The sequence below is a fragment of the Ruegeria sp. HKCCA5491 genome (assembly GCF_013034565.1).
GTDB lineage: Bacteria > Pseudomonadota > Alphaproteobacteria > Rhodobacterales > Rhodobacteraceae > Ruegeria.
In genome coordinates this window covers 1-25,245 of sequence record NZ_WQGG01000015.1, presented here as the reverse complement: position 1 = coordinate 25,245, position 25,245 = coordinate 1, and the positions used below count along the sequence as shown (strand labels likewise).

26 protein-coding genes and 2 pseudogenes are annotated in these 25,245 nt (G+C 55.8%); 14 read left to right on the top strand and 14 right to left on the bottom strand.

Features of this window, described 5'->3' with window-relative positions:
* The first annotated feature begins 14 nt into the window (after nucleotides 1-14).
* The 5 genes from GOV88_RS18085 (at nucleotide 15) to GOV88_RS18065 (ending at nucleotide 3,211) form a co-directional block, all read left to right on the top strand.
* On the top strand, nucleotides 15-443 hold the full coding sequence (locus GOV88_RS18085) for a nitrate reductase cytochrome c-type subunit (RefSeq protein ID WP_171126737.1): 429 nt from the start codon (nucleotides 15-17) through the stop codon (nucleotides 441-443).
* 29 nt (nucleotides 444-472) lie between these two features.
* A complete protein-coding gene (locus GOV88_RS18080) occupies nucleotides 473-1,174 on the top strand; it encodes a NapC/NirT family cytochrome c (protein ID WP_171125588.1) in 702 nt (233 codons plus the stop codon).
* Nucleotides 1,175-1,187: 13 nt separating this feature from the next.
* Nucleotides 1,188-1,445, top strand: a complete 258-nt coding sequence (locus GOV88_RS18075) for a hypothetical protein (RefSeq protein WP_171125586.1) — start codon at nucleotides 1,188-1,190, stop codon at nucleotides 1,443-1,445.
* Between the two features lie 198 nt (nucleotides 1,446-1,643).
* Entirely contained in the window at nucleotides 1,644-2,129 is a 486-nt protein-coding gene (gene bfr / locus GOV88_RS18070) for a bacterioferritin (RefSeq protein ID WP_171125584.1), read from the top strand.
* A gap of 395 nt (nucleotides 2,130-2,524) precedes the next feature.
* Nucleotides 2,525-3,211 carry a hypothetical protein gene (locus GOV88_RS18065; protein ID WP_171125582.1) on the top strand — a complete coding sequence of 229 codons (687 nt, stop codon included), beginning with the start codon at nucleotides 2,525-2,527 and terminating at the stop codon, nucleotides 3,209-3,211.
* Nucleotides 3,212-3,413: 202 nt separating this feature from the next.
* Here the strand turns inward: GOV88_RS18065 and GOV88_RS18060 are convergent, their stop codons facing one another.
* From GOV88_RS18060 to GOV88_RS18035, 6 genes are read right to left on the bottom strand one after another with little or no spacing between them, the layout of a single operon-like run.
* Nucleotides 3,414-4,211, bottom strand: coding sequence for an oxepin-CoA hydrolase, alternative type (locus GOV88_RS18060; protein ID WP_171241297.1), 798 nt, complete (start codon nucleotides 4,209-4,211; stop codon nucleotides 3,414-3,416).
* A gap of 3 nt (nucleotides 4,212-4,214) precedes the next feature.
* Nucleotides 4,215-5,273, bottom strand: coding sequence for an acyl-CoA dehydrogenase family protein (locus GOV88_RS18055; protein WP_171241296.1), 1,059 nt, complete (start codon nucleotides 5,271-5,273; stop codon nucleotides 4,215-4,217).
* 3 nt (nucleotides 5,274-5,276) lie between these two features.
* Nucleotides 5,277-6,464 (bottom strand): acyl-CoA dehydrogenase family protein, encoded by a 1,188-nt coding sequence (locus GOV88_RS18050; RefSeq protein ID WP_171125576.1) that lies wholly within the window; start codon nucleotides 6,462-6,464, stop codon nucleotides 5,277-5,279.
* A gap of 2 nt (nucleotides 6,465-6,466) precedes the next feature.
* Entirely contained in the window at nucleotides 6,467-8,527 is a 2,061-nt protein-coding gene (locus GOV88_RS18045) for a 3-hydroxyacyl-CoA dehydrogenase NAD-binding domain-containing protein (RefSeq protein WP_171125574.1), read from the bottom strand.
* A 19-nt stretch (nucleotides 8,528-8,546) separates the two neighbouring features.
* Nucleotides 8,547-9,272, bottom strand: coding sequence for an IclR family transcriptional regulator (locus GOV88_RS18040; RefSeq protein ID WP_171241295.1), 726 nt, complete (start codon nucleotides 9,270-9,272; stop codon nucleotides 8,547-8,549).
* Between the two features lie 6 nt (nucleotides 9,273-9,278).
* Nucleotides 9,279-10,466 (bottom strand): acetyl-CoA C-acyltransferase, encoded by a 1,188-nt coding sequence (locus GOV88_RS18035; protein WP_171126733.1) that lies wholly within the window; start codon nucleotides 10,464-10,466, stop codon nucleotides 9,279-9,281.
* Between the two features lie 402 nt (nucleotides 10,467-10,868).
* Here GOV88_RS18035 and GOV88_RS18030 point away from each other — a divergent pair, with 402 nt between their 5' ends.
* Together GOV88_RS18030 and GOV88_RS18025 are read left to right on the top strand one after the other, a co-directional pair.
* Nucleotides 10,869-11,333, top strand: a complete 465-nt coding sequence (locus GOV88_RS18030) for a phosphate-starvation-inducible PsiE family protein (RefSeq protein ID WP_217354453.1) — start codon at nucleotides 10,869-10,871, stop codon at nucleotides 11,331-11,333.
* Between the two features lie 282 nt (nucleotides 11,334-11,615).
* On the top strand, nucleotides 11,616-11,972 hold the full coding sequence (locus GOV88_RS18025) for a DUF983 domain-containing protein (protein ID WP_171125568.1): 357 nt from the start codon (nucleotides 11,616-11,618) through the stop codon (nucleotides 11,970-11,972).
* A gap of 260 nt (nucleotides 11,973-12,232) precedes the next feature.
* Here the strand turns inward: GOV88_RS18025 and GOV88_RS18020 are convergent, their stop codons facing one another.
* Nucleotides 12,233-13,633: a PLP-dependent aminotransferase family protein gene (locus GOV88_RS18020; protein WP_171241294.1), complete on the bottom strand. Its 1,401-nt coding sequence runs from the start codon at nucleotides 13,631-13,633 to the stop codon at nucleotides 12,233-12,235.
* Between the two features lie 252 nt (nucleotides 13,634-13,885).
* Between GOV88_RS18020 and ccoG the strand changes: the two are divergent.
* The 3 genes and pseudogenes from ccoG to GOV88_RS18005 all read left to right on the top strand — a co-directional run.
* Nucleotides 13,886-14,764: pseudogene (gene ccoG, locus GOV88_RS18015) on the top strand (cytochrome c oxidase accessory protein CcoG); the annotation flags it as partial.
* Nucleotides 14,710-14,955, top strand: coding sequence for a hypothetical protein (locus tag GOV88_RS18010; RefSeq protein WP_171241288.1), 246 nt, complete (start codon nucleotides 14,710-14,712; stop codon nucleotides 14,953-14,955). The pseudogene ccoG and the gene GOV88_RS18010, both read left to right, overlap by 55 nt.
* Before the next feature lie 645 nt (nucleotides 14,956-15,600).
* Complete coding sequence (locus GOV88_RS18005; RefSeq protein WP_217351017.1) at nucleotides 15,601-17,016, top strand: tetratricopeptide repeat protein; 1,416 nt, start codon at nucleotides 15,601-15,603, stop codon at nucleotides 17,014-17,016.
* Here GOV88_RS18005 and GOV88_RS20795 read toward each other — a convergent pair.
* The 6 genes from GOV88_RS20795 to GOV88_RS17975 all read right to left on the bottom strand — a co-directional run bounded on the left by GOV88_RS20795 (nucleotide 16,917) and on the right by GOV88_RS17975 (nucleotide 21,574).
* A complete protein-coding gene (locus GOV88_RS20795; protein ID WP_371808193.1) occupies nucleotides 16,917-17,228 on the bottom strand; it encodes a hypothetical protein in 312 nt (103 codons plus the stop codon). The genes GOV88_RS18005 and GOV88_RS20795 overlap by 100 nt on opposite strands.
* A gap of 237 nt (nucleotides 17,229-17,465) precedes the next feature.
* Entirely contained in the window at nucleotides 17,466-17,849 is a 384-nt protein-coding gene (locus GOV88_RS17995) for a hypothetical protein (protein WP_171241293.1), read from the bottom strand.
* Nucleotides 17,819-18,781, bottom strand: a complete 963-nt coding sequence (gene speB, locus GOV88_RS17990; protein ID WP_171241292.1) for an agmatinase — start codon at nucleotides 18,779-18,781, stop codon at nucleotides 17,819-17,821. Before speB ends, GOV88_RS17995 begins: the two co-directional genes overlap by 31 nt.
* Nucleotides 18,782-18,873: 92 nt before the next feature.
* Nucleotides 18,874-19,752 carry a LysR family transcriptional regulator gene (locus GOV88_RS17985; RefSeq protein WP_171241291.1) on the bottom strand — a complete coding sequence of 293 codons (879 nt, stop codon included), beginning with the start codon at nucleotides 19,750-19,752 and terminating at the stop codon, nucleotides 18,874-18,876.
* A 70-nt stretch (nucleotides 19,753-19,822) separates the two neighbouring features.
* On the bottom strand, nucleotides 19,823-20,071 hold the full coding sequence (locus GOV88_RS17980; protein ID WP_171126729.1) for a hypothetical protein: 249 nt from the start codon (nucleotides 20,069-20,071) through the stop codon (nucleotides 19,823-19,825).
* 108 nt (nucleotides 20,072-20,179) lie between these two features.
* The gene (locus GOV88_RS17975) at nucleotides 20,180-21,574 is read right to left on the bottom strand and encodes a hypothetical protein (RefSeq protein ID WP_171241290.1); all 1,395 of its coding nucleotides are present in this window, start codon (nucleotides 21,572-21,574) and stop codon (nucleotides 20,180-20,182) included.
* A 99-nt stretch (nucleotides 21,575-21,673) separates the two neighbouring features.
* On the opposite strand from GOV88_RS17975, the gene GOV88_RS17970 reads away from it, so the two are divergent.
* From GOV88_RS17970 to GOV88_RS17955, 4 genes and pseudogenes are all read left to right on the top strand, one after another.
* The gene (locus tag GOV88_RS17970) at nucleotides 21,674-21,907 is read left to right on the top strand and encodes a hypothetical protein (protein ID WP_171125552.1); all 234 of its coding nucleotides are present in this window, start codon (nucleotides 21,674-21,676) and stop codon (nucleotides 21,905-21,907) included.
* A 10-nt stretch (nucleotides 21,908-21,917) separates the two neighbouring features.
* Entirely contained in the window at nucleotides 21,918-23,390 is a 1,473-nt protein-coding gene (gene gntH, locus GOV88_RS17965; protein ID WP_171125551.1) for a guanitoxin biosynthesis MBL fold metallo-hydrolase GntH, read from the top strand.
* 4 nt (nucleotides 23,391-23,394) lie between these two features.
* The gene (locus tag GOV88_RS17960) at nucleotides 23,395-24,375 is read left to right on the top strand and encodes a GTP-binding protein (protein WP_171241289.1); all 981 of its coding nucleotides are present in this window, start codon (nucleotides 23,395-23,397) and stop codon (nucleotides 24,373-24,375) included.
* A gap of 26 nt (nucleotides 24,376-24,401) precedes the next feature.
* Nucleotides 24,402-24,572, top strand: a pseudogene (locus GOV88_RS17955) (fumarylacetoacetate hydrolase family protein); the annotation flags it as partial.
* Between the two features lie 138 nt (nucleotides 24,573-24,710).
* Here the strand turns inward: GOV88_RS17955 and GOV88_RS17950 are convergent.
* Complete coding sequence (locus tag GOV88_RS17950; RefSeq protein ID WP_171125516.1) at nucleotides 24,711-24,953, bottom strand: glycine zipper 2TM domain-containing protein; 243 nt, start codon at nucleotides 24,951-24,953, stop codon at nucleotides 24,711-24,713.
* Between the last annotated feature and the right edge of the window lie 292 nt (nucleotides 24,954-25,245).

Here is a 25,245-nt window from a genome sequence, read left to right as displayed (position 1 = left end):
AAGGAACATGCAAGATGAACAAGATAGTCGCCACCGCAGCAGCCCTTCTCATCGCGCTTGGCAGTATTGCGATTGCGCAAGAACTTCGTGACCTGCGCGGAACCCCGCCAGATGCGCCCAGCGTTGTGAACATGAGCCTTCAATGGGAAGGCCGAGAGGGCCGAATGGTCCGAAACTACCGCCAGCAACCGCCGTTGATTCCGCATTCCATCACGCAGTACCAGATTGATCTGCGAACCAATCAGTGCCTATCCTGCCACGACTGGACAAAGGCCGGTGAGCGGAATGCGCCGACGCTTTCGATGACGCACTACCTGGATCGCGACGGGACCGAGTTGGATCACATCGCCGGAACCCGGTATTTCTGCAACCAGTGTCACGTCCCGCAAGCGGATACGGAACCTCTGGTTACCAACCTCTTTCAACCGTCGTCCACCGACTGATCCAAAGCTGATCTGAAAGGAGCACCGAGATGGCAGACTCCCCTGAAAAACGCGGTTGGATAGGCCGAGTATGGAACGCAATCTGGACACCGGCAGTTGCCTTCAGTTCTGGTTTTTTGCTGCTGGCAGGCTTTCTTGCTGGAATCCTGTTTTGGGGCGGATTCCACTGGACCTTGGAACTGACCAACACCGAGGAATTCTGCACCTCGTGCCATTCGATGGAAACCAATTTGGGCGAGTATCGGGAAACGATACATTACAACAACCACTCTGGTGTCCGCGCAATTTGCTCGGACTGCCACGTCCCTCATGAATGGAACCACAAGATCAAAGCTAAGATCATGGCCGTCAAAGACGTGTATCACGAGATGGTCGGCACCATCAGCACAACCGAAAAATACGAGGAACACCGCCTGAGTATGGCATCGGCTGTCTGGAAAAAGATGAAGGCCTCGGACAGTCGCGAATGCCGCAATTGTCACAACTTCGATTATATGGACTTTACGATTCAGGAAGCACGCGCAGCGTCTGAACATCAGCGCGCGATCGACAACAACATGACCTGTATAGACTGTCATCAGGGCATCGCCCATAACCTTCCACCCGGATACCTTGAACGATACCAAGAAGTTACAGAGACACTTGCCGGCACACCACAGAATTCCGTTCAGGGTCAACTGGCTGACAGTAGCGCTGAAATCCGGTCGTACCTGACCACGCAGGCCGAGTGAGAGGGGACAAGACATGCTTGAATTACTTGGAACCATCGGAGCCAACATTATCGGCCTGCCCGGAATCCTTGGCCTTGCTTTGGGGATGATGACCCGAAATCTGATGCTTGGCGCTGCGATGGGTGGGATTGTCGGCGTGATCGAGACATTGATTTTCGCACACTGGTCCTTTGCCAATGTAGAAATGACCGAACTGGTCATCGCTGTGATCATTGGGATATGCGCAGGCATGCTGGGAACTGCTATTCGCATCAAGGGCGCAACAGTTTGACCCAGCCGAAACCTGCCCGACGGGTTCTGAGACAGGTATTTCAAAAGATGTGCCTAATTTAAGTTCAGCGATGCGGGCCTGCGACCAGTTAAATTGCGGGGTTTGCACCGCTTTGGAGATTGCAGTTCCCGATGTTACAGTCTCGACTCAGACGAATTGTTCAAAACCATTTTTCAGACAGATTCAGGGAGACCCGCGATGAAGGGTGACAAGAAAGTAATAGAATACCTTAACAAGGCTTTGCGGCACGAGTTGACAGCAGTCAGCCAATACTGGTTGCACTACCGATTGCAGGACGACTGGGGTCTTGGCAGCATGGCCAAGAAAAGCCGCGAAGAGTCGATCGAGGAAATGGAACATGCCGACAAACTCATCGAGCGGATCATTTTCCTTGAGGGGCATCCAAATCTTCAAAAACTCGACCCGTTGCGGATCGGTGAAAATCCGCGGGAAACACTGGAATGCGATCTAGCCGCCGAAAGAAGCGCACGCGCCCTTTACAAGGAGGCCCGAGATGTCTGCAAGGATGCGGGCGATTACGTCTCGATGAACCTGTTTGAAAACCTGATGTCGGACGAAGAAGGACATATCGACTTTCTCGAAACCCAACTGGAATTGTATGACCGTGTTGGGCCTGAATTGTTCGCTCAACTCAACGCAACCAAAATGGAAGACGCGGAGTAAGCGCATTAGCGTACCATCTGTTACGCGGTTTCAATTTTGCGTAGTTCGTACGTCCTGCCGGATGAGCCCCCTGCCCGGGTGGTTTCGACCGGTGAACTGTAAGGTGAAGTTTCACAAGCTAAGGGATATTGCCGAAAATAGCGAACTATTGAAAAATCAGTCTCAGTTTTAGACAGAATCACATTGGGTTATTTTGGTATGATGGGTCTTGCAAGATTGGGTTGGCAATACGCCTTTGCAGGATGGTCGGAGTTTCACAATGGCCGCCGAGCAAGGTTTTTCTTTCCCCTAACCCTGCTGAAACATGAAAAGAACCTAGGGATAAATTTCGCAGGCGATGCCACATCGGATGACAACGCGAAATTTGACCTGCCTTTCCAGATGGCTCTGATCTGATGCAGGACCGTACTCAAGTATCGGCTTTTGACGTTGCACCTTTCAGCATTGCCGTAGGCTTGATCAGCCTGTTGATCGTCTTCGGCATCTCTTGGACGACCGGGTCAGACTTTGGCTACCTGACCCGCGATCCTGCGCAACAATTCAAAGCCCCGTCTTATGCAGGGTTTCTTTCGAATATGGGCGTTCTGTTCTGGATGGCCAGCGCGACCGTAACTGCGTTTGGCTTTGCCCTATTAAGTGGCTCGCCACATACAATGGCGTCACGAAGATTTCTGTTGGCCCTGACATTTCTTTCGACCGCGTTCTGCCTCGATGACTTTTTCTTGCTGCACGAGCGGCTCCCCATTGGTGAAAAGTTTTTCTTTGGAGGGTACGCTTTGTTCCTGGCGGGCACTGTCGTTCTTTACCGCCGTCATCTGGGACGGCTGGCCAGTATTCACCTTGTTATCGCGGGTTTGTTCTTTATGACCTCGATCGGAATAGATTTCTTTCAGAAGTCAATTCAGGTCTACCTCGGCCAGTATCGCATCCTATTTGAAGATGGCGCCAAATTCCTCGGAGCGGTGTTTTGGCTGAACTTCTCTTGGGCGGTAACCACTCAACAAATACTAAGCCTGTGGCCTAACATTTCCGAGCTGCCCGAAGGCCGCCCGAACTCTGACGGCGTAACAGCAGGCGAATAGAACCGCTGCTCACCATACATCGCTAAGGGACCAAGACCCGGCTTTGTACGGGCCAACGCGCCCCTTAACTTTGTTCGCTCAGGCGCGCAGGCGGGCTCGGGAGCTGATGATAGACTTCCAAATATTCGCCACTGCAATCAGTTAGGGCGGCAGGTCAGTGCGTGTGGACTCCGCCACCCTTGGCCAACAGGAACAAGCAAACCTAAGACCCGTGTGAATCAGGAAAGACAGGTTTGCGTTTTTCCTCGAACGCGCGAATACCTTCCTGCGCTTCGTCGCTGCCAACGGCAATTGACATAAGGCGTCGCTCGCGCAGCAGATGTGCGTTGAATGCTTCCCGTTCGGGCGCCGCAATTAGCGATTTGATAGAAGCCTGCGCCTGACGTGGGCCGCGCGACAACGCTTCGGTCAGGTCCAACGCATCGCTCAGGGCATCGCCGGGCGCAACAACCCGGTTTACAACTCCCATGGCGTACAGCCGTTCGGTCAAGACCGGCTGGCCCGTCAAACACATTTCGGACGCCAACTGGCGTGGCAGGTTCATCGACAGGAAACCCGACCCCCCTCCATCCGGGACCAGCCCCGCGTTGACATAGGCCAGGGTGAATTTAGCTCCTTCTGAGGCCACTATCATGTCACAGGCAAAAGCAAGGGATGCCCCCGCCCCCGCAGCTCCGCCTTCTACCGCCGCGATCACCGGCAGCGGACAGGCACGGACGGTTCGGATCATGCTGTGCAGAAACTCAATCTGCTCTTCTCGGTCCGGCAGAGGCATTTCGCGTCGCTGCTTGAGCATACGCAAATCGCCGCCAGCCGAGAAAAACTGCCCGGCACCGGTGATCACCACGGCCCGAACCGAGGAGTCAGGTGCAACCGCATCGCTCAGGGCCTTTTCTACAGGCTCATAGACCGCGCGCGACAGCACATTGCGGCGCTCGGGCTCATTGATGGTGATGATCAGTGTTGACCCTTGGGTCTCGAACAAGACAGCTTCGCTCATGGGTCAGGCCGCCATCACTCGGTGCAACTGAGCATAGCGGTCGCCCAGTTGGTGGTCGATCATCGACAGCCGCTTGGCATAATGCGAGCCGGGATATTCCCAGGTCATGCCGATGCCGCCGTGCAACTGAATGCTTTCTTCCGAAATCAGCAGTCCGGTGCGGCCGATCAGGTTCTTGGCCATCGCGACATATTTACCCGCCTCATCCGTTGCCAGCTTGCTTGCCGCCAGAATGGTGATCGCCCGACATTGTTCGATCTCGATTGCCATATCCACCGCGCGATGTTGCAGCGCCTGAAAGCTTGCGATTGGGCGACCGAACTGTTTGCGCTGTTTGAGGTAGTCGACCGTCATGCCGACCAGAACCTCCATGACACCCACAGCCTCGGCGCACAGCGCCAGACGGCCAGCGTCAAGTGCAGCTTCGATGATATTCCCGGTATCTTCGCTGATGCAGGTGGCCGCCGCGCTGTCGAGGATCAACTCCCCCGCGCCACCGCCGTCGATCATGGCATAGTCGATGGTTTCGGGGCTATCGACCAGAAACAGCCCAACCCCGGCTTCGGTTCGCGCCGCGACCAGAGCGCCATCGGCCCCCGGCAGGCCATAGACCACAGATTTCCGGCCATTCAGCACCCAACCATCGCCGGACTTGTCTGCGCTGGTTCGGATCAGCGGCAAGCTGTCCGCGTCCGGCTCAAACACCGCAAAGGTCAAACGTTTTGTGCCTGCGATCATGTCCTCGACCAGTTGCTCGGCACCGCAATCAGCCGCGGCACGCACGCTCATGAGCGTGGCAAGAATAGGTTCAGGACAGAGGCCGCGGCCAAGTTCCTCGAACACGGTTGTGATGTCGAAACCAGCGCCGCCGAAACCGCCCTGATCCTCGGGAACGAAGGCGCCGATCAGGCCAAGCTCTGACAACTCTGCCCATTTCGCTGGGGAATGATACGGCGCGGTTTCGATCAAGCCGTTGCGCGTTTCAAAGTTGTACTGGTCCGCAAGGTAGCGGCGCAACGTGTCCGACAGCATCTGCCGGTCTTCGGTCAGTTTGAAATCCATGGCTCAGCTCCGGAACATGTCTTTGGCGATGATGTTGCGCTGAATCTCGTTCGATCCGCCAAAGATCGAGAGTTTGCGATTATTAAAGTACGTGGCCGCCGATGCGGTGGCTTCTTCGGGCACTGTGCGGGCGTTGTCCGACAGCTCGGTGGCCGGGAATGGCGCAGCGGCGGCCCCCAACGCGGATTTGGTCAGGCCGTGGATGCGCTGACGGATGACCGTTCCCTTAATCTTAAGCATCGAGCTTTGCATCCCCGGCGCAGCGCCTTCCTTGGCCGCGGACAACATCGCAAGGTTCATCACCCGCATGGCTTCCAGATCAATCTCCACCTCGGCGATCTCAGCCGCGAAAACCGGGTCTTCAGCCAAGGGTTTGCCCATCCGGTGCAACTGCTTCGACAGCCGCTTCAGCCGGTCCAAGTCACGAAGTGAAAAACCCACTCCGGCGATATTGGTCCGCTCATGGGTCAGCAGATACTTGGCGATCGTCCAACCTTTGTTTTCCTCGCCCACCAGATTGGCCACCGGCACACGGACATCGGTGAAGAACACTTCGTTCACCTCGTGCCCGCCTTCCAACAGTTTGATCGGGCGAACCTCGATACCGGGCGTGTTCATATCCACCAACACAAAACTGATCCCTTCCTGCGGCTTGCCCTCGGAAGAGGTGCGCACAAGGCAAAAGATCTTATCGGCGTGCTGACCCAGCGTGGTCCAGGTTTTTTGACCGTTGATCACATAGTGATCCCCATCACGGTCCGCGCGTGTTTTCAAGCTGGCCAAATCGGACCCGGCACCCGGTTCGGAATATCCCTGACACCACCAATGGGTCCCGTCCAGAATGCGCGGCAGAAATTCGGCCTTTTGCGCGTCCGAGCCGAATTTCAACAGAACCGGCCCCAGCATGCTTACGCCAAAAGCCACGATACGCGGGGCAAATGCCATTGCGCATTCTTCTTCGAAGATATGGCGCTCGACCGCGCTCCAGCCGGGGCCGCCGTATTCCACTGGCCAGGTAGCGGCCAGCCAATTGCGTGTTTGCAACGTGGCGTGCCAACCTTCCATATCCGCCTTGGTCAGTTCTTCACCATTGCGACCCTTGGCAGCCAGTGCCTCGGACAGGTTTTCGGCCAGAAACGCTTTGACTTCGGCGCGAAACGCCTCTTCTTCTGGGGTAAAGCTCAGGTCCATCCTCAGCCCTCCTTGTTGAGATCGTTAAAGGATTTGCCAGCCTCGGCCAGCTCACGCAGCAGGGCTGGAACCTGCCAGTAATACGGGTCTTCTTTCGCGTATTCCTCGATGCGCTGAACCAGAACATCCAGCCCTGTGATGTCTGCATATTGCAATGGTCCGCCCCAGTGGCGCGGAAAGCCGTAACCGAACAGGAAAACCGCATCCACGTCGATGGGGCGCAGGGCGATCTTTTCTTCGACCACTCGCGCGGCCTCGGACACCATCGCGGCCATATAGCAATCCACGATCTCGGCATCGGTAAATTTGCGGGGCGAGATACCTTTGGCCTCGCGCTCGACCTGCGCATACTCGGCCACGGCAGGGTTCACGCTGCGGGTCTTGCCGTCATAAATATAGAAACCCTTAGCGCTCTTGCGTCCAAACCAGCCCTGCTCGCAGACCCGGTCGGCGATCTCGACATAGCGCTCCTCGGCCGGGCGGAACTCTGCCTGCCGCTTGCGCGTGGCCCAGCCGATATCCTGCCCTGCCAAGTCCGATACAGCAAAGGGACCCATCGCAAAGCCAAAACCCTCAAGCGCGGCGTCGATCTGTTCAAACGGCGCACCGTCCAGTTGCATATAGGCGGAAGACTTGCGGTAATGTGCCAGAATACGGTTGCCGATAAAGCCGTCGCAAACCTCTGACCGCACGGCGATTTTGCGCAGTTTCTTGGCCAGCCTAAAGCTGGTGGCGACGATTTCGGGCGCGGTCTCTTTACCTACCACAACTTCCAGCAAACGCATCACATGGGCGGGCGAGAAAAAGTGCAACCCGATCACGTCCTGAGGCCGGCTGGTTGTCGCCGCGATTTTATCGACGTCCAGATACGAAGTATTCGTCGCCAGAACAGCCCCCGGTTTACAGATCTGGTCCAGCTTCCCGAAAACCTCGCGTTTTACGTCCATGGATTCGAATACCGCTTCGATCACCACATCTGCGTCCGCCAGAGCGGCCATATCGGTGGTGCAGGTCAGCATGCCTAAAACGGCGTCCCGCTGCCCCTCGGTCAGTTTTCCGCGTTTGACTGCACCGTCGAGGTTCTTGGTGATGGTCTCACGGGCAAAAGCAACGCGGTCCTCTTCCATTTCAATCAGCGTAACAGGCATCCCGGCCAGCAACATCGCCGTTGCAATGCCCGACCCCATGGTACCGCCACCAATCACACCACCAGACTTCAGGTCACGTGCGTCCGCCTTGGCTTCGGGGATATGCGCCACGGCGCGTTCCGCAAAGAACGCATGTTTCAGGCCCTTATGAGCATTGCTGCCCAATGCTTCGACAAAAAGGTCACGCTCTACCTGCAACCCTTCGGACAGCGGAAGGCTGCTTGCCTCTGCCGCTTTCAATGCGCGGGTTACCAATTCGCCCTTTGCCTTGGCGCGGAACGTGTTCAACTCATCTGCGGTGATGCGGTTGTCTTGTTCAGCCGTAACGCGGGTTTTGAGTGTGCCGTCCAGAACCTGCTGACCAGCAGCCAGGGCAACCGCCTCGGGGTCACCATCCTGCAAATCATCCAGTAGCCCAGCTTCCAGTGCCGCTTCGGCCGAGATCGGCTTGCCCGAGGTGATCATGGTCAAAGCCGTCTTACCATCCACAAGCCGGGGCAAACGCTGAGTCCCACCTGCGCCGGGCAGCAAACCCAGATTAACCTCGGGCAGGCCCAGTTTCAGGCCCTTGATGCCGACCCGCGCCTGACAACTCAGAGCGATCTCAAGACCGCCGCCCAGTGTCGTCCCGTGCAAAACGCAGACTATCGGCTTGGCACTTGCCTCCAGCAGGTCGCAAACCTCGGGCAGGCCGGGCAGTTTCGGCGGCTGGCCAAACTCACGGATGTCTGCACCGGCCACAAAGGTTCGACCCGCAGCAAAAAGAGCGATGACCTTGATTGCGTCGTCCGATGCCGCGTCCTGAATTGCATTCACCAGCCCGACGCGTACATCATATCCGGCGGCATTGACCGGAGGGCTGTCGATCTTGACAAGGGCGACCTCACCCTCTTTGCGAATTTCGACCGCAGTCATAAAAATCTCCTGCTTTCTATCACATGTACCCAAGGCTATGCCTGAGTGTTTGCACCGTGTCGCGCAGCCGTGGCGCCACAACCCGTTCCAGTTTTTCGGTATTCAGATCAGAGGCATTGGCACCGCACAGAAAGGCAAATGGCTGCGTGCCCAGGGCGGTTTGGAACGGGACAGCGCAAGCATTGACGCCGCTGTTCCAGCCTCCGTAGGAAATTACATAACCTCTGCTTTCAAGATGTTCGCGGTCGGCCCGTGCCTGTTCAGTTTCGGCAACCAGCGTTGAGTCAGCGGCAAGAATGGCGCGACCGGGGGCGCTTTGCTCCATCGGAAGCCGGTGCCCCTCGCTCAGCCACAGCGACGATGCGTTGCGCGGCCTCCAACAGCGGGTCAACATGGCCGCATCGCCGTGACGCATGGACAGCGCAACCAACACACCGGTGTCGTCAGCCAGTTGCTGCATCACGATTTCGGCCATTGGCAGAAAGGACAGCCCGGCGTGTGCTGTGTATCCAAGCGCCATGGCCGAAGGCCCAAGCCGGTAGGCCTCGGACGGGTGCAACTGCTCCAAAAACCCCATCGAGGCAAGGGTGAAGGTCATCCGCGCCACGGTGGATGGGGGCATTCCTGTGCGCCTTGCCAACTCGCGGTTGCCCAGCGAGACATCACCGGGCTTGAACGCCTGCATCACCTGCAACCCTTTGGCGAGGGTCGAAGCAAACCGGCGATCTCTTTCCGCGTCCGACATGTGGGCTTACACGCGCTCCAGGATCAGGGCGATCCCCTGCCCCACGCCGATGCACATGGACAGACAGGCGTAACGCCCGTCCGTTTCCTCAAGATGCCGCATCGCGGTCAGCACGATCCGCGCACCCGACGCACCCAGAGGGTGACCAACCGCAATCGCACCACCGTTGGGGTTCAGGCGGCTGTCAGCGGGATCAATCTCTAAGTGTTTGCAGCAGGCCAGAACCTGTGCCGCGAAGGCTTCGTTAATCTCGATAAGGTCCATGTCATCCAAAGTCAGACCGGCGCGCTCCAGAGCCTTGGGGACTGCGAACGCCGGGCCGATTCCCATGATCCGGGGCGGTACGCCTGCGATGGCTCCGGCCACAATCCGCGCGCGCGGCGCGGCACGGTCGGTTCTGGCGCCGATCATCAGCATCGCCGCACCATCATTAACGCCCGAGGCATTGGCGGCAGTCGTCACCCCCTCGGGGAAGATCGTCCGCAAAGCCGACATCTTCTCAAGTTGTGTATCCGGGCGGGGATGTTCGTCCTGCCCAACGTCATGGGTCGCCCCTTTGCGCCCCTTGATGGTGATCGGGGTGATCTCGGCATCAAAGAAGCCACGCGCTCGGGCCGCCTCGTACCGGGCCTGAGAGTTGTATCCGAATTGATCCGACGCCTCACGTGTGATCTGATAGTCCTGGGCCAGATTATCAGCGGTTTCTGGCATCGGGTATTCCCCATGCATCTCAGCGATGCGCGGATTTGGAAAGCGCACACCGATGGCACTGTCAAAGATCTGTGTTTGCCTTGCATAGGCGGTTTCGGACTTGGCAATGGTAAAGGGGGCGCGGGTCATGCTTTCGACACCGCCTGCGACGTACAAAGGAGCCTCGCCAATTGTAACTGAACGCGCGGCGTCCAAAGCGGCTGACATGCCCGAACCACACAGGCGGTTTACGGTCTGACCGCCAACCTCAACCGGCAGACCGGCCAGTAATGCGGTGTAGCGGGCCACGTTGCGGCTGTCTTCGCCCGACTGGCAGACATTGCCAAGAATGACGTCTTCGATCTCGGACGCGTCGAATGCGCTGCGTTTAACCAGCGCGTCCAAAACCTGTGATGCCAGATCATCGGGCCGGACCGATGCCAGCGCACCGCCGTGCCGACCAAACGGGCTGCGCAGCCCATCGTAAATATATGCGTCAAGCATTCTCAACCTCTTTGATCAATTGTGCCGGTGTGTCCGCGAAAGCCCCAACTTTCTTGTGGGATAATTCGCTCGCTGCCTGTTCTTCGATCAGCTGGTGGGTTTGGCGCAATACACTCTCCTCAGATGCAGCGCCGTTGTTCTAGCTCCAAGATCTGAGTTAGTCAATATGCGGTTTAGCGTTCCGCATAGCGGAATTATAAGATCGACAGTCTCACCCAAAACCCCCATTCAAATGGGTCGGATTGGCATTTCCAGAACAGCCTAACGCGTTGTTTTGACGACCGGCAGATCAGACTGGAAAAGCAATTCCAATTCATGGGAGGATTACATCAAAGAAAAGTGAGCGATTCAATTTGGTGCAATATCCGTTGCTTGCACAGAAAATTACTATTGGAGACGACGATGAGTGGCGGTGAAAACAAATTTGTCCCAGAACACGTAGAGCTGGATCCCAACCACGAGGACGCTATCGTTCGATGGTGCAACCGCATGATCCGCCACGGCGTTCGAGCGTTATCTGTCCTCATGCTCGGCATTATTTTGTTGGCAATTATTGATGCCGGTTTCACAACCTATCAGAAATTTATGGAACCACCTTTGTACATTCTGGAGGTTAGCGATCTTCTGGCGGTATTCAGTGCTGTTCTGGTCGTATTGATCGCGATCGAAATCTATACAAATATCACGCTCTACCTGACCGCCGACGTCATCCATATCAAGCTTGTAGTCGCGACAGCCTTGATGGCGGTCGCTCGAAAGATCATCACGCTGGACGACAAGAGCTTGGACCCTCACTACTTTCTTGGATATGCAGCGATCGGTCTGGCGTTGGGCGTAACGTACTGGCTCATAGCAAGAAAACCATGAGCGGAACCGCCCACCCCCTACAAGCATTCTGCACAAACTGATTGCCGCCCGGATTTGTTCGGATCAGTCCAACAATCTGGGCGCTGCGTCGTTTAGGTCAGGTAGTACTCGTCGATCTTAAAGAATTGCGGCCATGTGTTGAGTGGACGGCAGGTTACAGTCGCCCGCCATTTGCAAACGCATGCGTCAAAATATACATACAAAAAGTGACATTTTGCTACAATGTTTGGCTTTTGTATGCCAGACACCCCGAGAATTTATCTTTGATGGCTGGATTCGGAAATGGAAGAAAGAGACACACGATCAGCCCTGCGCAGGGGCTTTGCTCTCAAATGCCCGAACTGTGGCAAAGGGCACGTGCTTCACAAGTACCTAAAGGTGAATGATACGTGCACTGTGTGCGGCCTTGATCTGACACACGCGCGCGCCGATGATGGCCCTGCGTATTTTACGATTTTGATCGTTGGTCACTTAGCAGGCTTTGCGCTGCATATTATCTGGTCTGTCTGGGAACCTACGCCGTTGGTTATGGCGACGGTGACATCCGCCGGTGCAGTTGCGTTATCCCTGTTCTTGCTGCCACGGTTCAAGGGCGCGCTAATTGGGCTTCAGTGGGCAAAACACATGCACGGGTTCTAAGGCAGGCTTGCCAAGCAAGCCTAGGCTTTTCGGACAGATCAAGGCCCTAGTCGGTTGCGCAACTCCCTTCCGGAAAGCCCGGCTACGCAACATGATCTCCCTCAACCTTCAGTCACGCGACGCTCGCAAGGGCTATTTCAGCAAAAAAGATGAGCCGTCGCAGTAAGTTCTGCGATGGTTTTTCCTGTCGCCTCAAGCGAAACAGAACCCACGTCCATCTTTTCTTAATCTGGCTGAATCTACCGTGAGCGTTTGGACTTTCAGACAACCATCCAATCGTGCTGATCCGCGTTTTCCAACGCATCGACCAGTTTGCGCAATGCTGTCCCCAAATTCGCCGCGGTATCAGGAGACCCAAGCGCAACCCGGACCGCATTTGGCGCCTTGCCAAGCGCAAAAGCTGCACCGGGCACAAGCCCCAGCCCCGAGCCGCGCAGCTTCAGAACAAACTCTGTGGCGGAACACCCGCCCGGCAGCGGAAGCCAGACATGAAATGCGTCCTTTGGAACACGAATATCCGGCAGAGATTGATGCAGTACGCCCTGCCGCCGTTCAGTCTCAAACCGGATCGCGGACAAAATTTTGTCGGCCAGGCCAGAGGTGATCCAATTCGTTGCCAACCTTGCAGAAATCGGTGACACGACGCTGCCATTTGCGCGCATCGCCCGCCTGACGCTGTCATTCGACGTGCCGGATGGCGGCACCATAAAGCAAACGCGAAGCGACGGTGCCAGACACTTTGAAAGGGATGATACGTACCACGTCCGCTCTGGCGCAATGGCACAAAGCGGATCCGGCGCCGTGCTTGCAAGCACCCCATAGGCATCGTCTTCAATGATGTGAAGATCGTGCTTGCGGGCAACCTCGGCAATACGCGCGCGCCGTGCGACGGGCATTGTGATCGTCGTCGGGTTGTGCAAGGTCGGCGTGGCGTAAATGGCACGGGGCTTCGCGGTCTGGCAAACCTCATCCAGCGCGTCGGGGTCCAGACCGTCCGCATCCATTGGGATCGGCACAACGTTCAGCTTCAGGTGCTGCGCAAGCGCCAGAAGGCCGGGATAAGTCAATTCTTCGCAGCATATCGTATCGCCCGGCTCGAGTATGAGCGACAAAATAGTCCAGGTTGCGCCCTGCACACCATTGCAAATGATGATGTCATCATGCGGCTGAAGCCCCAGATGGCGCTGAAGCCAGAACTGCGCGGCCTGTTGGTCTTCATGACTGCCACCGGGCATCTGGTAGCGCATCAGAAACTCAACCCCATGTTCGGATCGAAGCGCATCAAAGCCCTGCCACATACTGCGCACCAGCCCAGCATCCTCTAACCGGGGAGGCACGTTCATGCTCATATCGGCAGTCTGGTTTTTTGCGCTGTCCGAAGCCACCGGATTGGCAGGCCTGGACTCTTTGACGTAGGTGCCCTGCCCCACGCGCCCCTCGACCAAACCGTCTTTTCCTGCAGCCGAATACGCCCGGCTGACGGTCGTGAAATCAATGCCGAGAACACTGGCCAGCGCGCGCTGTGGCGGAAGCCGCTGACCGGGGCGCAGGACGCCCGCACGAATATCGCGCGCAATGGCTTCAGCAATCGCAAGGTACATAGGGCCGTTGCCTTCTTCGACGGCTGGAACCCATGCGACATTTGGCGTGCTGTCATTCATTGCTTCACTCCTTGTCTGCATTTATATGCCCTTTGTATGCATATTGAAATGCATCAATCACGCTTGTGCCGCCCTTATGGCCGCCGGGCAGAAAGAAGCGCAAGTAAACGAAAAACGGAAAGACTTTCGACGTTTCATTCCAACCTTTCAAGGCAATAGCACAGTGTTTCGCACCCGATTGCAGCACAGCGGTATGCAAAAAACGACAGAACCTAACTTGGGTACAATCCAAGCAAGATCAAGAAGTAACGGATGTCGTCTCCCTCACTATGTGCTCCGCGCGAACCCATATCTCCCCGTCAGGTGTCAGGCTATTATCGCCGCCTCAAATGGGTGATCCTGATCGTTACGCTGGGCATATATTACGTCACCCCATGGCTCAGGTGGGATTGGGGTCCAAACCTGTCTGATCAGGCGGTACTGGTCGATATTGCCAGCCGTTGGCTTTACTTTTTCTGGATCGAGATCTGGCCGCACGAATTCTATTTCGTCGCGAGCCTGTTCATTATGGCGGGTCTGGGACTGTTCCTGTTCACATCGGCGCTGGGTCGCGTTTGGTGCGGCTACGCTTGCCCGCAGACTGTCTGGGCCGACCTGTTCATTCTGGTCGAGCGATGGATTGAAGGGGACCGCAATGCGCGGCTCAGGCTGCATCGCAGCACGTGGACCCTGCAGAAGTGGCGGTTGAGCTTGACCAAACGGACCATCTGGCAGCTAATCAGTGTCGGGCCTGGCGGAGCTTGGGTTATCTATTTCGCCAACGCGCCAACGTTTCTGGCTGATCTGGTCGCATTTTTTGCCCACCCGGCCGCCTACGGCACCATCGGTTTCGTGACGCTTTCAACGTTCATCTTTGTCGACTTCATGCGTGAGCACATTTGCATTTATGCCTGCCCGGGGCCGCGCATTCAGGCTGCCATGATCGATGAACACACTCTGGTTGTAGGCTATCGTGACTGGCGGGGAGAGCCGCGAGGCAAAGCCAACACATTGGATGCCGGCAATTGCATTGACTGCAAGGGTTGAGTGAATGTCTGCCCGAAAGGAATCGACATCAGGAACGGATCACAGATGGAATGCATCACCTGCGCTTTGTACATCGACGCCTGCAACGACGTGATGACGCGGATCATGACCGGATATTGGGCAAGTTCAAAGAACGCTATCAGGAAGCCGTTCATTTGACGCTAATATATCCGGGCGTCAAACAGGCGCTGGATGCGCTGGTTCAGGGAGGTCACAACCTGGGAACTTGCAAATACAAGCCAACGGTCCCCTGCATGGACGTCGTTAAGCATCTTGATCTTGAAGAATATTTTTAGGTCGTGTGCGCCGGGGACAGACCGTCTGTACATAACCCCGACCCGGCTCCCCTGTATTCGGCCTATGCAGACCTGCCACCGGGGCCTGAGATTTTTGTCGGCGACAGCGGGGTTGATGCCGAGGCCGAAATGCGTGCGTAGGTTCCGTTTTTGCTGTTCACCGAAGGATATCGCAAGAAACCGGTCGGGTTGATTCCGCATACCCAATCCTTTTCCCACCACGACGGCATGCCGGGTTTTGTGGACGCACTATTAGCCGACTCCGAAAACGCCCGGTCGCCCTGATACACCCAGAGTCGATTCACCCCTTGAACCGCCAAAGTCAATTATTGGCGGTCCAAGGGGTGTGTTTTCTCGTCAATATTATTTCAGAATTATTTCAGACTTTTTGGCACATGTTTCAAATTTTAACCGATTCCTGCCGAAATTCCTTTTGTGATGCAATAATCTGCGCTCGCTGACCCAATCTGAACACGAAACTAACACTCCCCTTCACAAATCAGCGAAGCTCATACTCGGTCAGGTACCGCCTGTGGCATAAACGAGGACAAGGCCAGCCCGAAATGGTGCAGACAACGCTTGCCCAATAAGCGCGAGCGGTTCGAATAAGAGATATGTTTATTGACAGCGGCTAAGGACGACAAAATGGCTCTCGATCAAATGCAAGGCACTCCGCGGTCCTCAAAGGATATTCGCGGGGTACCGGTTTCTTATGGCGACGCATCGGCCATCGAGGGGTTGGAACGGGCGATTGAACAATCCTTGTCCTTCCGCGGAGACGCAATTGCCGGCATTGAAGCGATTTTGGCCGAGCATCCCCGCTTTGTCATGGGGTGGCTGTTCAAGGCTGGATGGCTGACACAGTTCATGGAAACGCGCGTGTACCCGCAGTTCATCGAAGCGATCACGCGCGCGGAACAACTGTCAGACCAGGCCAACACACGCGAGCAGGGTCACCTGGCGGCTGTCAAGGCCTGGGCGGCTGGTGATTTTTTTGGGGCCTTACAGAAGTGGGAGGCCGTTCTGACGCAATACCCTAAGGATCTGTTTGCGCTTGGTCTGATCCACTACACCATGGTTTTGCTTGGCGATGTCCCGGGGCAGCGCGACGTGGCCGCCCGTGTCTTCAACCTGTGGGATCCCGATATTCCGGGCTATGAGTTTGTTCTGGGCTTCTACGCTTTTGGGTTGGAAGAAAACCGCGACTTTACCCATGCCGAAGATCTGGCACGACAGGCATTGGATATCCGGCCTGACAACCCCTATGCGATTCACGCAGTAAGCCATGTGATGGAGATGCGCGGACAGCAATCCTGCGGCATCAAGTTCATGAAAGATCGCGCTGACGTCTGGGGCACGTCTAATTTCGCAAACCACCTATGGTGGCACACCTCGCTATATCACCTCGATCTGGAGCAATATGATCAGGTCTACGATATCTTTGATCACCACCTGGATTCCCGCCAGAAGGATGGCAACAAATACGAAGAGCTGGATGCGGCGGCCCTGCTGTGGCGTATGAATCTGGCCGGTCAGGATTCGGGCGACCGCTGGGTGCATCTGGCCAACAAATGGGAACCGGCGGCCCAGGACACGCTTTATGCATTCAATGATGTGCACGCGATGATGACATTTGCGTCTGACGACCGGTTAGAGGCACAAGACCTGTTGATCCACGCCAACAAACGCTATCTCGAAAGCGCCTCGGACGCGAACGCTGCAATGAGCCGCGAAATAGGAATGCCTTTTTGCATGGCAATTCAGGACTTTAAGCGCGAAGATTATTCCGCTTGCGTCGAACGCTTGTTGCCGGTCCGTTATATGACCCACCGCTTGGGCGGCAGCTTTGCCCAGCGGGACATCATCGGCTGGACCTTGCTGGAGGCCGCCTTGCGCGACAAACGCTATGATCTGGCGCTGGGGTTGGCCAATGAGCGCGCCGGATTAAAGCCAACGTCTGTTCAAAACTGGCGAGCCGTCGCGCGCGCGTTGAAAGGATTAGGCGATAACAGCGGCGCAGCTCGGGCCACGTCGAAGGCCGACGTGCTTGCCTCGGCCTGACAAGCCGGCAGACCCCTGCCCCTGATCTGTCGGGGCAGGAAACTACCTTCCATTTCACAAATCTCGCCCCAGATTGTTTTTGCTGCGGGCGCGCCCGGTATATTGAGTGGCTGAATAAGATGCCAATGCCGCTGCAGCGGCAGAACGTTCAGGTTCAGGCTGACCAGACGCCCGGTTTTCAGCTCTTCCATAACCGTATGTTTGAACAGCATAGCAATACCCAGCCCTGCATTCACGGCCTGTTTGATGGTTTCGTTACCCCATAACCGAAACCCGATGGCTTTGCCCTGCTCCCATGTCGTCCAGATAGCGCGCCATCAGCATCCGGGTGCCCAATCCCTCTTCTCGGGCGATGAACGTTCCCTGCAAAATCGCTTAGGACGACACTGCGCTTAACCCCGCCAAAGAATGTTCGGAGTTCGCGATCAGGATATAGGGATGCGACCCAATCATGGCCGACACAAGTTTGGGCGATTTCGGTGGGCGGCCCCGTTGCTTCGCGGAATACCAGCCATCAGCGAGACGTCCGCAGGCGCGGTCTTGGCGCGGGTGACGTTCTTGATCTGCACCAGCCAAGTTTCGCCCGTGGGAACGGCGGCCGAGTTCACCTCGATCTCTGTGGCCTTGGTGAACTCAGAAAAGATGAACTGCTTGAAGCTGTCCTTGAAGAACCCGCCATAGGTTCCGACCTTCAGCGGTTGTGCGGCGCTGACGATCGTAGGCACGGAAAGGGCGGCGGCAGTACCCAGAAAGCGGCGGCGCGGAAAGGTGATTGTGGCATTGCGGTCTCCTATTAGTGCCGTTAATTGGCCTGGTTTCCGGGCAAAACACATAGCATTTCATAGGCCAGGTTGGCCCCGATCAGCGCGGTGCAGCCGCTGACATCGTATTGCGGCGAGACCTCGACCAAATCGGTTCCGACAAGGTTGAGCCCGGCACAACCACGCACGATCTCAAGCGCTTGGATATTGGTCAGCCCGCCCATTTCAACCGTGCCAGTGCCGGGGGCATAGGCCGGATCCAGACTGTCGATATCAAAGGTCAGATAAGTGGGCGTATCTCCGATATTTGAACGGATATCTTGCATCAAGGGGATTAGAGACTTGTGCCAGCATTCTTCGGCCTGAATGACGATAAAACCCTGTTTGCGGCCCCAGTCAAAATCATCGGGCGCGTAACCCGTGCCGCGCAACCCGATCTGAAAAACTTTTTCATTTTGCAGCAACCCATCTTCGACCGCGCGCCGGAAGGGGGTGCCATGGGCGATCTTTTCGCCGAACATCTCGTCATTCGTGTCTGAATGCGCATCGACATGGATCAAGGCCACCGGGCCGTGCTTGCGGGCAATCGCGCGTAGCACAGGATAGGTCAGCGTGTGATCACCGCCCAGCGTGATCGGCACGGTGTTGTGGCTGAGGATCTGATCATAGGCGTCGGTGATGATGTCCACGGATTTTTTCAGATCGAAGGTGTTGATCGCTACGTCCCCGATATCCGCCACCTGCATATTGGCAAAAGGTGCCGCGCCGGTGGCCATATTAAAGGGCCGCAACATGCAGCTTTCAGCGCGAATTGCCCGTGGGCCGTAACGTGTACCGGTTCTGTTCGACGTACCGATATCCATTGGAATCCCAACGAAACAAGCATCCAGCCCCTGCGCTGTATCCTGAGCCGGAAGCCGCATCATCGTGGTTCCACCCCCGAAACGCGGCATCTCATTTCCGCCCAAAGGTTGATTGAAATGCGGCCTTGCGGTGTCTGGCATTGTGGTTCCCGTCGCGCTGTTTTTTCGACTATCGCCAGACCTTAACCAGAGGCGGGCGCTCGAAAAATACCGTTGCGCAAACTCTTACATTTTCATTTCCCAATGTAATTTGGCCTATAAACCCCTTCGAGAATTGAAATGAACAGCTCATTGACGTTAGGCAGGCTCCCGGAGCGGGTGACAATCTGCATGGTGCAGGTAACGTCGCCGTGGCTATTGGGCAGACGCCGTACACGGCCCTCGCGCTCCAGTGGGGTTGCCAGATGCAGGGGCAACAGACCGACATAGGCTCCGCTCAGAACCAAGATGAGCTGAGCTTCGATTTTCTGCACAAACAGGTCCCTTTCGGACGGTTTCAGGGTCTTCCGCCTTTGCTGATTCCAGTATCCGCGATGCACCCAGGCCTGACGTGCGATCACATCCTCGGTGATCTCTTCTGCGAGGGCGCCAAAAAGAGGATGTGTACCCGCACAATAGAGCGCGTGGTTTTCATCGTATAAATCGGTCAGACTTAACCCGTTACCAACATTATCAAAACTCCCAATCCCAATGTGGTAACTACCGTCCAGAATACCTTGTAGAATCTCCTGCGGCTCGGAAATCGAAAGATCAATCCGAACTGCGGGCGCGGCTTCGGTGAACCGTTTTATAGCTTGCGGCAGCTTGAAATTTTTGTCGCTTGTGGTGGCGTCAACCACCGCCAGCTTCAGACGGCCCACCATATTGCCTTTCAACTCGGCCAGATGGGTCGAGTGTTCGTCCAAAGACCCAAGCAGAGCCATGCCTATCTCATGCACCATCTGACCCTTTTCGGTCAGCAGGAACCCGCGGCGCCCGCGTTGACACAGGCGCACGCCCAAACGCTCCTCTAACGCAGTAATATGGTTTGAGATCGTCGGCTGGCTGATGCCAAGCTCAACCTGCGCAGCCGAAAAACCCCGATTGCGCACCACACTGTTAAATACGGTCAAAAGATGGATGTCTGAGCCAGTTATTTTCATCTTTTCATTGAGCCTGAGAAATGTATCCGTTTGCAACGCACTATTTGTTGAATCCGGCATTCTGAATACGGTCGCGAAAGGAAACGCTGAATTTTTGATCCAACTGCACCACGACAAGGGGTCGAACATGAAAATCACCGCATTTCAGATGCAGGCGGGCGGCACCCCCCAAGACCGTTAGACCCGGTTGGAACAGGCCATGCGCGATGCCAAGGCAGAGGGCTCCGATCTGCTCGTCGCGCCCGAGTTGGCCATTTCCGGATATGGCGCGGGGCAGAACTGGGGACATTGGCGCAGCCAAAGGACGAGCCCTGGGTACAAAAACTGCAGCAATTGGTGCGCTGATCTCGGCGCAGATAGATCCGGCCAGATATGAAGAGTCCCGTTCAGACAATCCTTATTCGTCGGACACGCTAACGCTTGACCTTACGCGCCCGTGACACGGACTCTTGCAACCCAATTGATCATACACTTCTAGTGTTTCGAATATTGAATTTCGGGTCGCACCAGCATTTGGAAAGATTCTGTTGGTGAGAAGTTCGTAAGGAAACTCGGGCCACGTCTTTCGCATTTCAGTAACAAGTTGTCGCGCAGACTCTGAGTTTCCTAATTTGTTTTGCGCAACAGCTTGAAACAGCAATGAAGGGGCGCTGACAGGGGCGCCGGCGGCTGGAGCGCCTTGAAAGGCTTCGACAACACTTTCGTAATTCCCGAGCATAAGCTGCGAGACCCCCCAGATGTTTCTTGCGCCAAATCGGCCAGATCCCGTTCGGGGTCTCTCGGGGTTGCTGACTTGGGCTGCAAGCTCGGGTGCATTGGCAACAATGGCCGTTATTCCAACAAGATCCAAAACATGGCCGTCCGATGGGGTCAGTTCGATCGAAATCTTCGCAAATTTCAAAGCGTCGTTTGACTGACCGCTTACAGCCAATACCCATCCATTTGCAGCATTCGCCCACGCATCAGTTGGGGATAATTCAAGCGCCTTCCCTGACATTTTCGAAGCTTGGCCAATAAGCTCTTCTCTCTGCGCTTCATCCGGTGACAACAATGCCAGAGTCGCCAAAACCTGCGCCGATCCGGCGTAGCCGTCGGACAGCGCAGGGTCGAGTTCGGTCGCGTGCTGGAACATTCCTAGTGCGATCCGCTGACGTTCAGCGTCAAAGACGGGGAAAAACATGCCGCGCGCCTGATCCGCAAGGTTAGACGCCTGCAATCGCGTCAAAGACTGCTCGCCAAGTGCGGCTCGTTCCGCTTGCTCTCTGAAATTGGATGTTGGCATAGACTCGTTGCGTTCCCAGCCGAGCCAAATCCCAAGGCCAGCGACAGAAGCGAGAGCCCCAAATCCGAAAAGCAATGCGCGCCAGGAACGCCGCGCAGCACCTTTGTGCGTTCTAACATTTTCGGTGCGATCTTCAGGCGGGGCCTCGTACGAAAATCGAGGTTTGTAGCCGCCAGGATCGACAAATATCTGAACGCCGGTACCATCCCAGTGATCGTCATAGTACTCACGCAGTAATCGACGCAGCCGTCTGGCTTCGACACGAACAAGGTTTTGACCGCCAGAACCGTCAATGCGGCGCCCATAGACCTCGACAGCGATTGCTTTACCCCGAATCTGGGGGCCGCGACCCGCGATAGTTTCCTCGACAACGTAGGTAAGAAATTGCTGGAGGCGGGGCGAAGCCTGAAACTCTTCGCTTGATACAACACGCGCGAGTGCTTCGCGGACAAGATCCGGCGACGGCTGCCCAACATCTTGATCTATCTGCAAATCATTGACTGTGTTCAAGGCAAACTCACCCCCAACTCACGGTGACTCACTTGGCCGATGCGGTCAACCACACTCATCTGGATGTGAGAATAGATAGTGGGAACCGGGATTTATCCAGTGGCGGTGGATCTGATTGAAGAGATACCAGAACTTTCCGAAGTGCTTTCAGGGCGTATCAAAGCGGATGCGTTGCTGAAAGAAGTCATCGAAGACCTACGGAAGGTTTCGACGCAATTGGATGACGTATCCATCACAGCCTCAGAGCGCGCCGAATGGGCCCACATCAAATCTGAACTCGTGAACGAGCTTCGCCGGATGGTGAAGCGCGATCCTCGTAGCATTTCCAATTGAGGGCATGGCCATGACAAAAGAAGACAACAGCAAAGATATTAAGAACAATCCGAACCAGCAATCTGACGAAATCGAAAACCCTTCACGGCGGCACGTTATTCAGGGGTTGGCCGCAGGTGCAGTCGCAACCGGAGCGGTCAGTTACGGTACAGGCGAAGCGCAAGCGCACCAAGGCAATGGACCACTGGGTGAAACCCTTAAGAACCCTTACGGCGGCAGGCCTGCCGGGGGCATCACTTTGCCAGAGTATTTTCGCCCCACGAAATACATGACAGGCTCGAACGCGAACTATTTCCCGCTGTCCGAGGAACTCGGGCCTGACGAGATGCGGATTTCATTCTGTGGTTCAACTCCATTTCCACCCCGTGAAGATCAGGCCGGGACATGTATCATGGTGGAATTGGGCAATGGAAAACGGTTCTTCTTCGATTTCGGATCGGGCTGCGTTCGCAATATCATCGGGATGCAGGTTCCGGGTCAGTTGATCAATGACATCTTCATCACACACCTGCATGTCGATCACTACGCCGATATTCCTTACATCTACCCATTCCGGGCGTGGTCAGGTGGATACACACCGCTGCGCATTCACGGCCCCTCTGGTCGGACGCCCGAACTTGGTACTGCCGGAATGGTAAAAGGCATGCAACAGATGCTCAAATGGCATCTGGAGGCATTTGACGTTTTCCCAATCGGGGACGGGTACGAGATCGACGTAAATGAATTCGATTTCCGTCAAGAAGGCGGCATTGTCTATGACGAAGACGGCGTCACGGTTCGGTCCTGGCCGCGCAGTCATGCCAAGGACGGCGCTGTTGGCTATCGTTTGGATTGGAACGGCCTGAGCTTTGTTTGGACCGGCGATGGCCGTCCCGATGAACTGAGCCTTGAGTACGGCAAAGGCGTCGACGTGTTTGTCACCGAAATGTCCGGTCAGGATATCGGTCAGTTGATGACCTACAAATACGGCCTGCCGCAAGAACTGTTCAACTACACAATCGATACCCACCACACCTCGCACTATGCGGTCGGTAAGATGATGGCTGAGGCGCGCCCACGGCTTGCAATGGTAACGCACTATACGCAGGACGAGGACATTGATGCCGAGATGCTGGCGGGAATCCGAGCCCACTATGACGGGCTATTCGCTTGGGGGTTGGATGTCGCCGTCGTAAACGTCACAAAGGATGCAATCTGGTATCGGAAGGCAACGCTTCCGGGGAAATCCGGCTCGGTCGCGCCATTCCGCGAATTGGGCAAAATGGAAGCCGAAGGCAGGATCACCTTGCCGGACGAAATCAAGCCACCGGCGCCCCGGTCATCACGGGCGGAACAGCAGGACCAGAAATACCGCGATATGGAGATTGATCCCAAGGAGTACTATCCAGCCGACGTGTTCCGGGCCCCCAATCCAGAATGGCCCAGCGATTTCGTCATCAAGGTCGATGACGTCATCCCGAACCGCAAGAAAAAGGCGGAGTGACTACATGATCGAATTCGGCTCGGCATCCGCAATCCCTGTTACAATCCTTACCGGCTTTCTTGGGGCCGGTAAGACAACACTTTTGAACCGTATCCTGACAGGCAATCACGGGCTGCGGGTCGCGGTTCTGGTGAATGACTTTGGATCCATCAACGTCGATGCTGATCTCGTTGTTGGCCTTGAAGATGATGTGATGAGTCTGGCGAATGGCTGCGTTTGCTGCTCGATCCGGGATGATCTGATTGAGACTGTGGAATCCGTTCTCGCCCGGCCTGAGAAACCGGAATACATCGTTCTTGAAGCAAGTGGCGTATCGGACCCGTCGTCAATCGCAATGACGTTTACGGATCAGCGGTTCCAGGACATGATCCGCCTGGACAGCCTCATGTGTCTTGTTGATGCGGAACAATTATTTGCCGCGCCGGAACAGATGGAACTCAAGCTTCGTCAGATCGCATTTTCCGACATGGTTATTTTGAACAAGGTCGATCTTGTCGACAGGGCCACAGTTCAGAAGGTGCATGATTGGCTTGGCTCTCGTTTCAGGCGATATCGTCTTGTCGAAGCCGTCAATGCGAACGTCCCACTGGACATACTTCTTTCCGTTGGCCGCTTTGCGGCAGAACAACTTGAAGCAGAGATACCTGATCATCATGAACATGGCCCCGACTGCGACTGTCGTCACGCTGATCATTCAGACAGCTTTTCGACGATCATGATGAAAGTTGAAAACCCGATAAGCCTGTCATCTCTTCGAAGTGCTATTCGAAAGCTTCCCGGCAACGTCTATCGCCTGAAGGGTTTTGTCTTCAGCCAAGAGGATCCGGATCATCGCATCCTTGTACAAGTCGTCGGAAAGCGTATGGACATCGCACGGGATGGGGCGTGGGGCAGCCGAAAACCCGAGACAAGGCTCGTCGCAATTGGCGCACCGGGCGCCCTTTCGGAACACGCGCTTTCCGATGCGTTGTTGGAAACCGCATAGCGGCACGTGAAGGCACCTTCCGATTCGCGCATCTGTCGCAGTTCATGTCCCTGCAGTCGGGGGATGTCATCTCAACCGGAACACCGCCGGGTGTTGGCATGGGTCAAGACCCTGCGACTTATCTGAAACCCGGTGACAAGATGGAACTAGGGATCGAAGGGCTGGGCATTCAACGGCAGAACGTTGCAGCCGGATAAACCGGCTTTCGAACCCGGAAAACACCTTTGCATCCGAGCCGCAAACCATGTGTTCGGGGCAATCCTTCCAGCAAGTGTTCCCACAGATTAAATCAAAATAGTAAATTCAAGCAAGACGGCGCATCCGACTAAATGTGGTCAGTGGCAGGCCGCTTGACCTGCATACATCCCCAGACCCGCGCCGGCTGCGGTAGACAGAGCCTTGCCTGTTCCACCACCGAACCGGTTCCCAACCACTCCACCAAGTGCGGCACCGCCCAGAACACCCGCAGCGCAGCGCGCGTCATGCTGTAGTTGGGCCTGAGTTGGCGTTGTTGGGGCCCCACATGCCGCCAAGAACAACGATCCGCCAACAATGCTGGTCAACACCACCTTTTTCATCCTGATCGCCTCTGATTTTGTCCAATGGGATACCCGATTAGGTGGTCCGTGAGCGGTTTCCCTGCAAGGCTCCAACCGCAATATTAAGCAACCGTAATCTTATCTTAATGTACTCACTTGGCGCTGAGCTTCTCACTCAATGCGCGCAAGGGTGAGGATTCAGGGTATTCGTCATTTTCGTCCTGCGTGTGCGACCCCTCTCACAGAGTTTGGATCAAGGTCGCACCCCGACTGGATTTCACCGCTTCAGGATCGAAGCCCCAGCGTATTCGGCGACCTCGCCCAGCGATTC

What these genes read in the sequence shown, in the direction of transcription:
- GOV88_RS18085 (WP_171126737.1), top strand. Translation starts at nt 15, where the DNA reads ATGAACAAGATAGTCGCCACCGCAGCAGCCCTTCTCATCGCGCTTGGC.
- GOV88_RS18080 (WP_171125588.1), top strand. Translation starts at nt 473, where the DNA reads ATGGCAGACTCCCCTGAAAAACGCGGTTGGATAGGCCGAGTATGGAAC.
- GOV88_RS18075 (WP_171125586.1), top strand. Translation starts at nt 1,188, where the DNA reads ATGCTTGAATTACTTGGAACCATCGGAGCCAACATTATCGGCCTGCCC.
- bfr (WP_171125584.1), top strand. Translation starts at nt 1,644, where the DNA reads ATGAAGGGTGACAAGAAAGTAATAGAATACCTTAACAAGGCTTTGCGG.
- GOV88_RS18065 (WP_171125582.1), top strand. Translation starts at nt 2,525, where the DNA reads ATGCAGGACCGTACTCAAGTATCGGCTTTTGACGTTGCACCTTTCAGC.
- GOV88_RS18060 (WP_171241297.1), bottom strand. Translation starts at nt 4,211, where the DNA reads ATGAGCGAAGCTGTCTTGTTCGAGACCCAAGGGTCAACACTGATCATC.
- GOV88_RS18055 (WP_171241296.1), bottom strand. Translation starts at nt 5,273, where the DNA reads ATGGATTTCAAACTGACCGAAGACCGGCAGATGCTGTCGGACACGTTG.
- GOV88_RS18050 (WP_171125576.1), bottom strand. Translation starts at nt 6,464, where the DNA reads ATGGACCTGAGCTTTACCCCAGAAGAAGAGGCGTTTCGCGCCGAAGTC.
- GOV88_RS18045 (WP_171125574.1), bottom strand. Translation starts at nt 8,527, where the DNA reads ATGACTGCGGTCGAAATTCGCAAAGAGGGTGAGGTCGCCCTTGTCAAG.
- GOV88_RS18040 (WP_171241295.1), bottom strand. Translation starts at nt 9,272, where the DNA reads ATGTCGGACGCGGAAAGAGATCGCCGGTTTGCTTCGACCCTCGCCAAA.
- GOV88_RS18035 (WP_171126733.1), bottom strand. Translation starts at nt 10,466, where the DNA reads ATGCTTGACGCATATATTTACGATGGGCTGCGCAGCCCGTTTGGTCGG.
- GOV88_RS18030 (WP_217354453.1), top strand. Translation starts at nt 10,869, where the DNA reads ATGAGTGGCGGTGAAAACAAATTTGTCCCAGAACACGTAGAGCTGGAT.
- GOV88_RS18025 (WP_171125568.1), top strand. Translation starts at nt 11,616, where the DNA reads ATGGAAGAAAGAGACACACGATCAGCCCTGCGCAGGGGCTTTGCTCTC.
- GOV88_RS18020 (WP_171241294.1), bottom strand. Translation starts at nt 13,633, where the DNA reads ATGAATGACAGCACGCCAAATGTCGCATGGGTTCCAGCCGTCGAAGAA.
- GOV88_RS18010 (WP_171241288.1), top strand. Translation starts at nt 14,710, where the DNA reads ATGCATCACCTGCGCTTTGTACATCGACGCCTGCAACGACGTGATGAC.
- GOV88_RS18005 (WP_217351017.1), top strand. Translation starts at nt 15,601, where the DNA reads ATGGCTCTCGATCAAATGCAAGGCACTCCGCGGTCCTCAAAGGATATT.
- GOV88_RS20795 (WP_371808193.1), bottom strand. Translation starts at nt 17,228, where the DNA reads ATGCTGTTCAAACATACGGTTATGGAAGAGCTGAAAACCGGGCGTCTG.
- GOV88_RS17995 (WP_171241293.1), bottom strand. Translation starts at nt 17,849, where the DNA reads ATGTGTTTTGCCCGGAAACCAGGCCAATTAACGGCACTAATAGGAGAC.
- speB (WP_171241292.1), bottom strand. Translation starts at nt 18,781, where the DNA reads ATGCCAGACACCGCAAGGCCGCATTTCAATCAACCTTTGGGCGGAAAT.
- GOV88_RS17980 (WP_171126729.1), bottom strand. Translation starts at nt 20,071, where the DNA reads ATGTCCCCAGTTCTGCCCCGCGCCATATCCGGAAATGGCCAACTCGGG.
- gntH (WP_171125551.1), top strand. Translation starts at nt 21,918, where the DNA reads ATGACAAAAGAAGACAACAGCAAAGATATTAAGAACAATCCGAACCAG.
- GOV88_RS17960 (WP_171241289.1), top strand. Translation starts at nt 23,395, where the DNA reads ATGATCGAATTCGGCTCGGCATCCGCAATCCCTGTTACAATCCTTACC.
- GOV88_RS17950 (WP_171125516.1), bottom strand. Translation starts at nt 24,953, where the DNA reads ATGAAAAAGGTGGTGTTGACCAGCATTGTTGGCGGATCGTTGTTCTTG.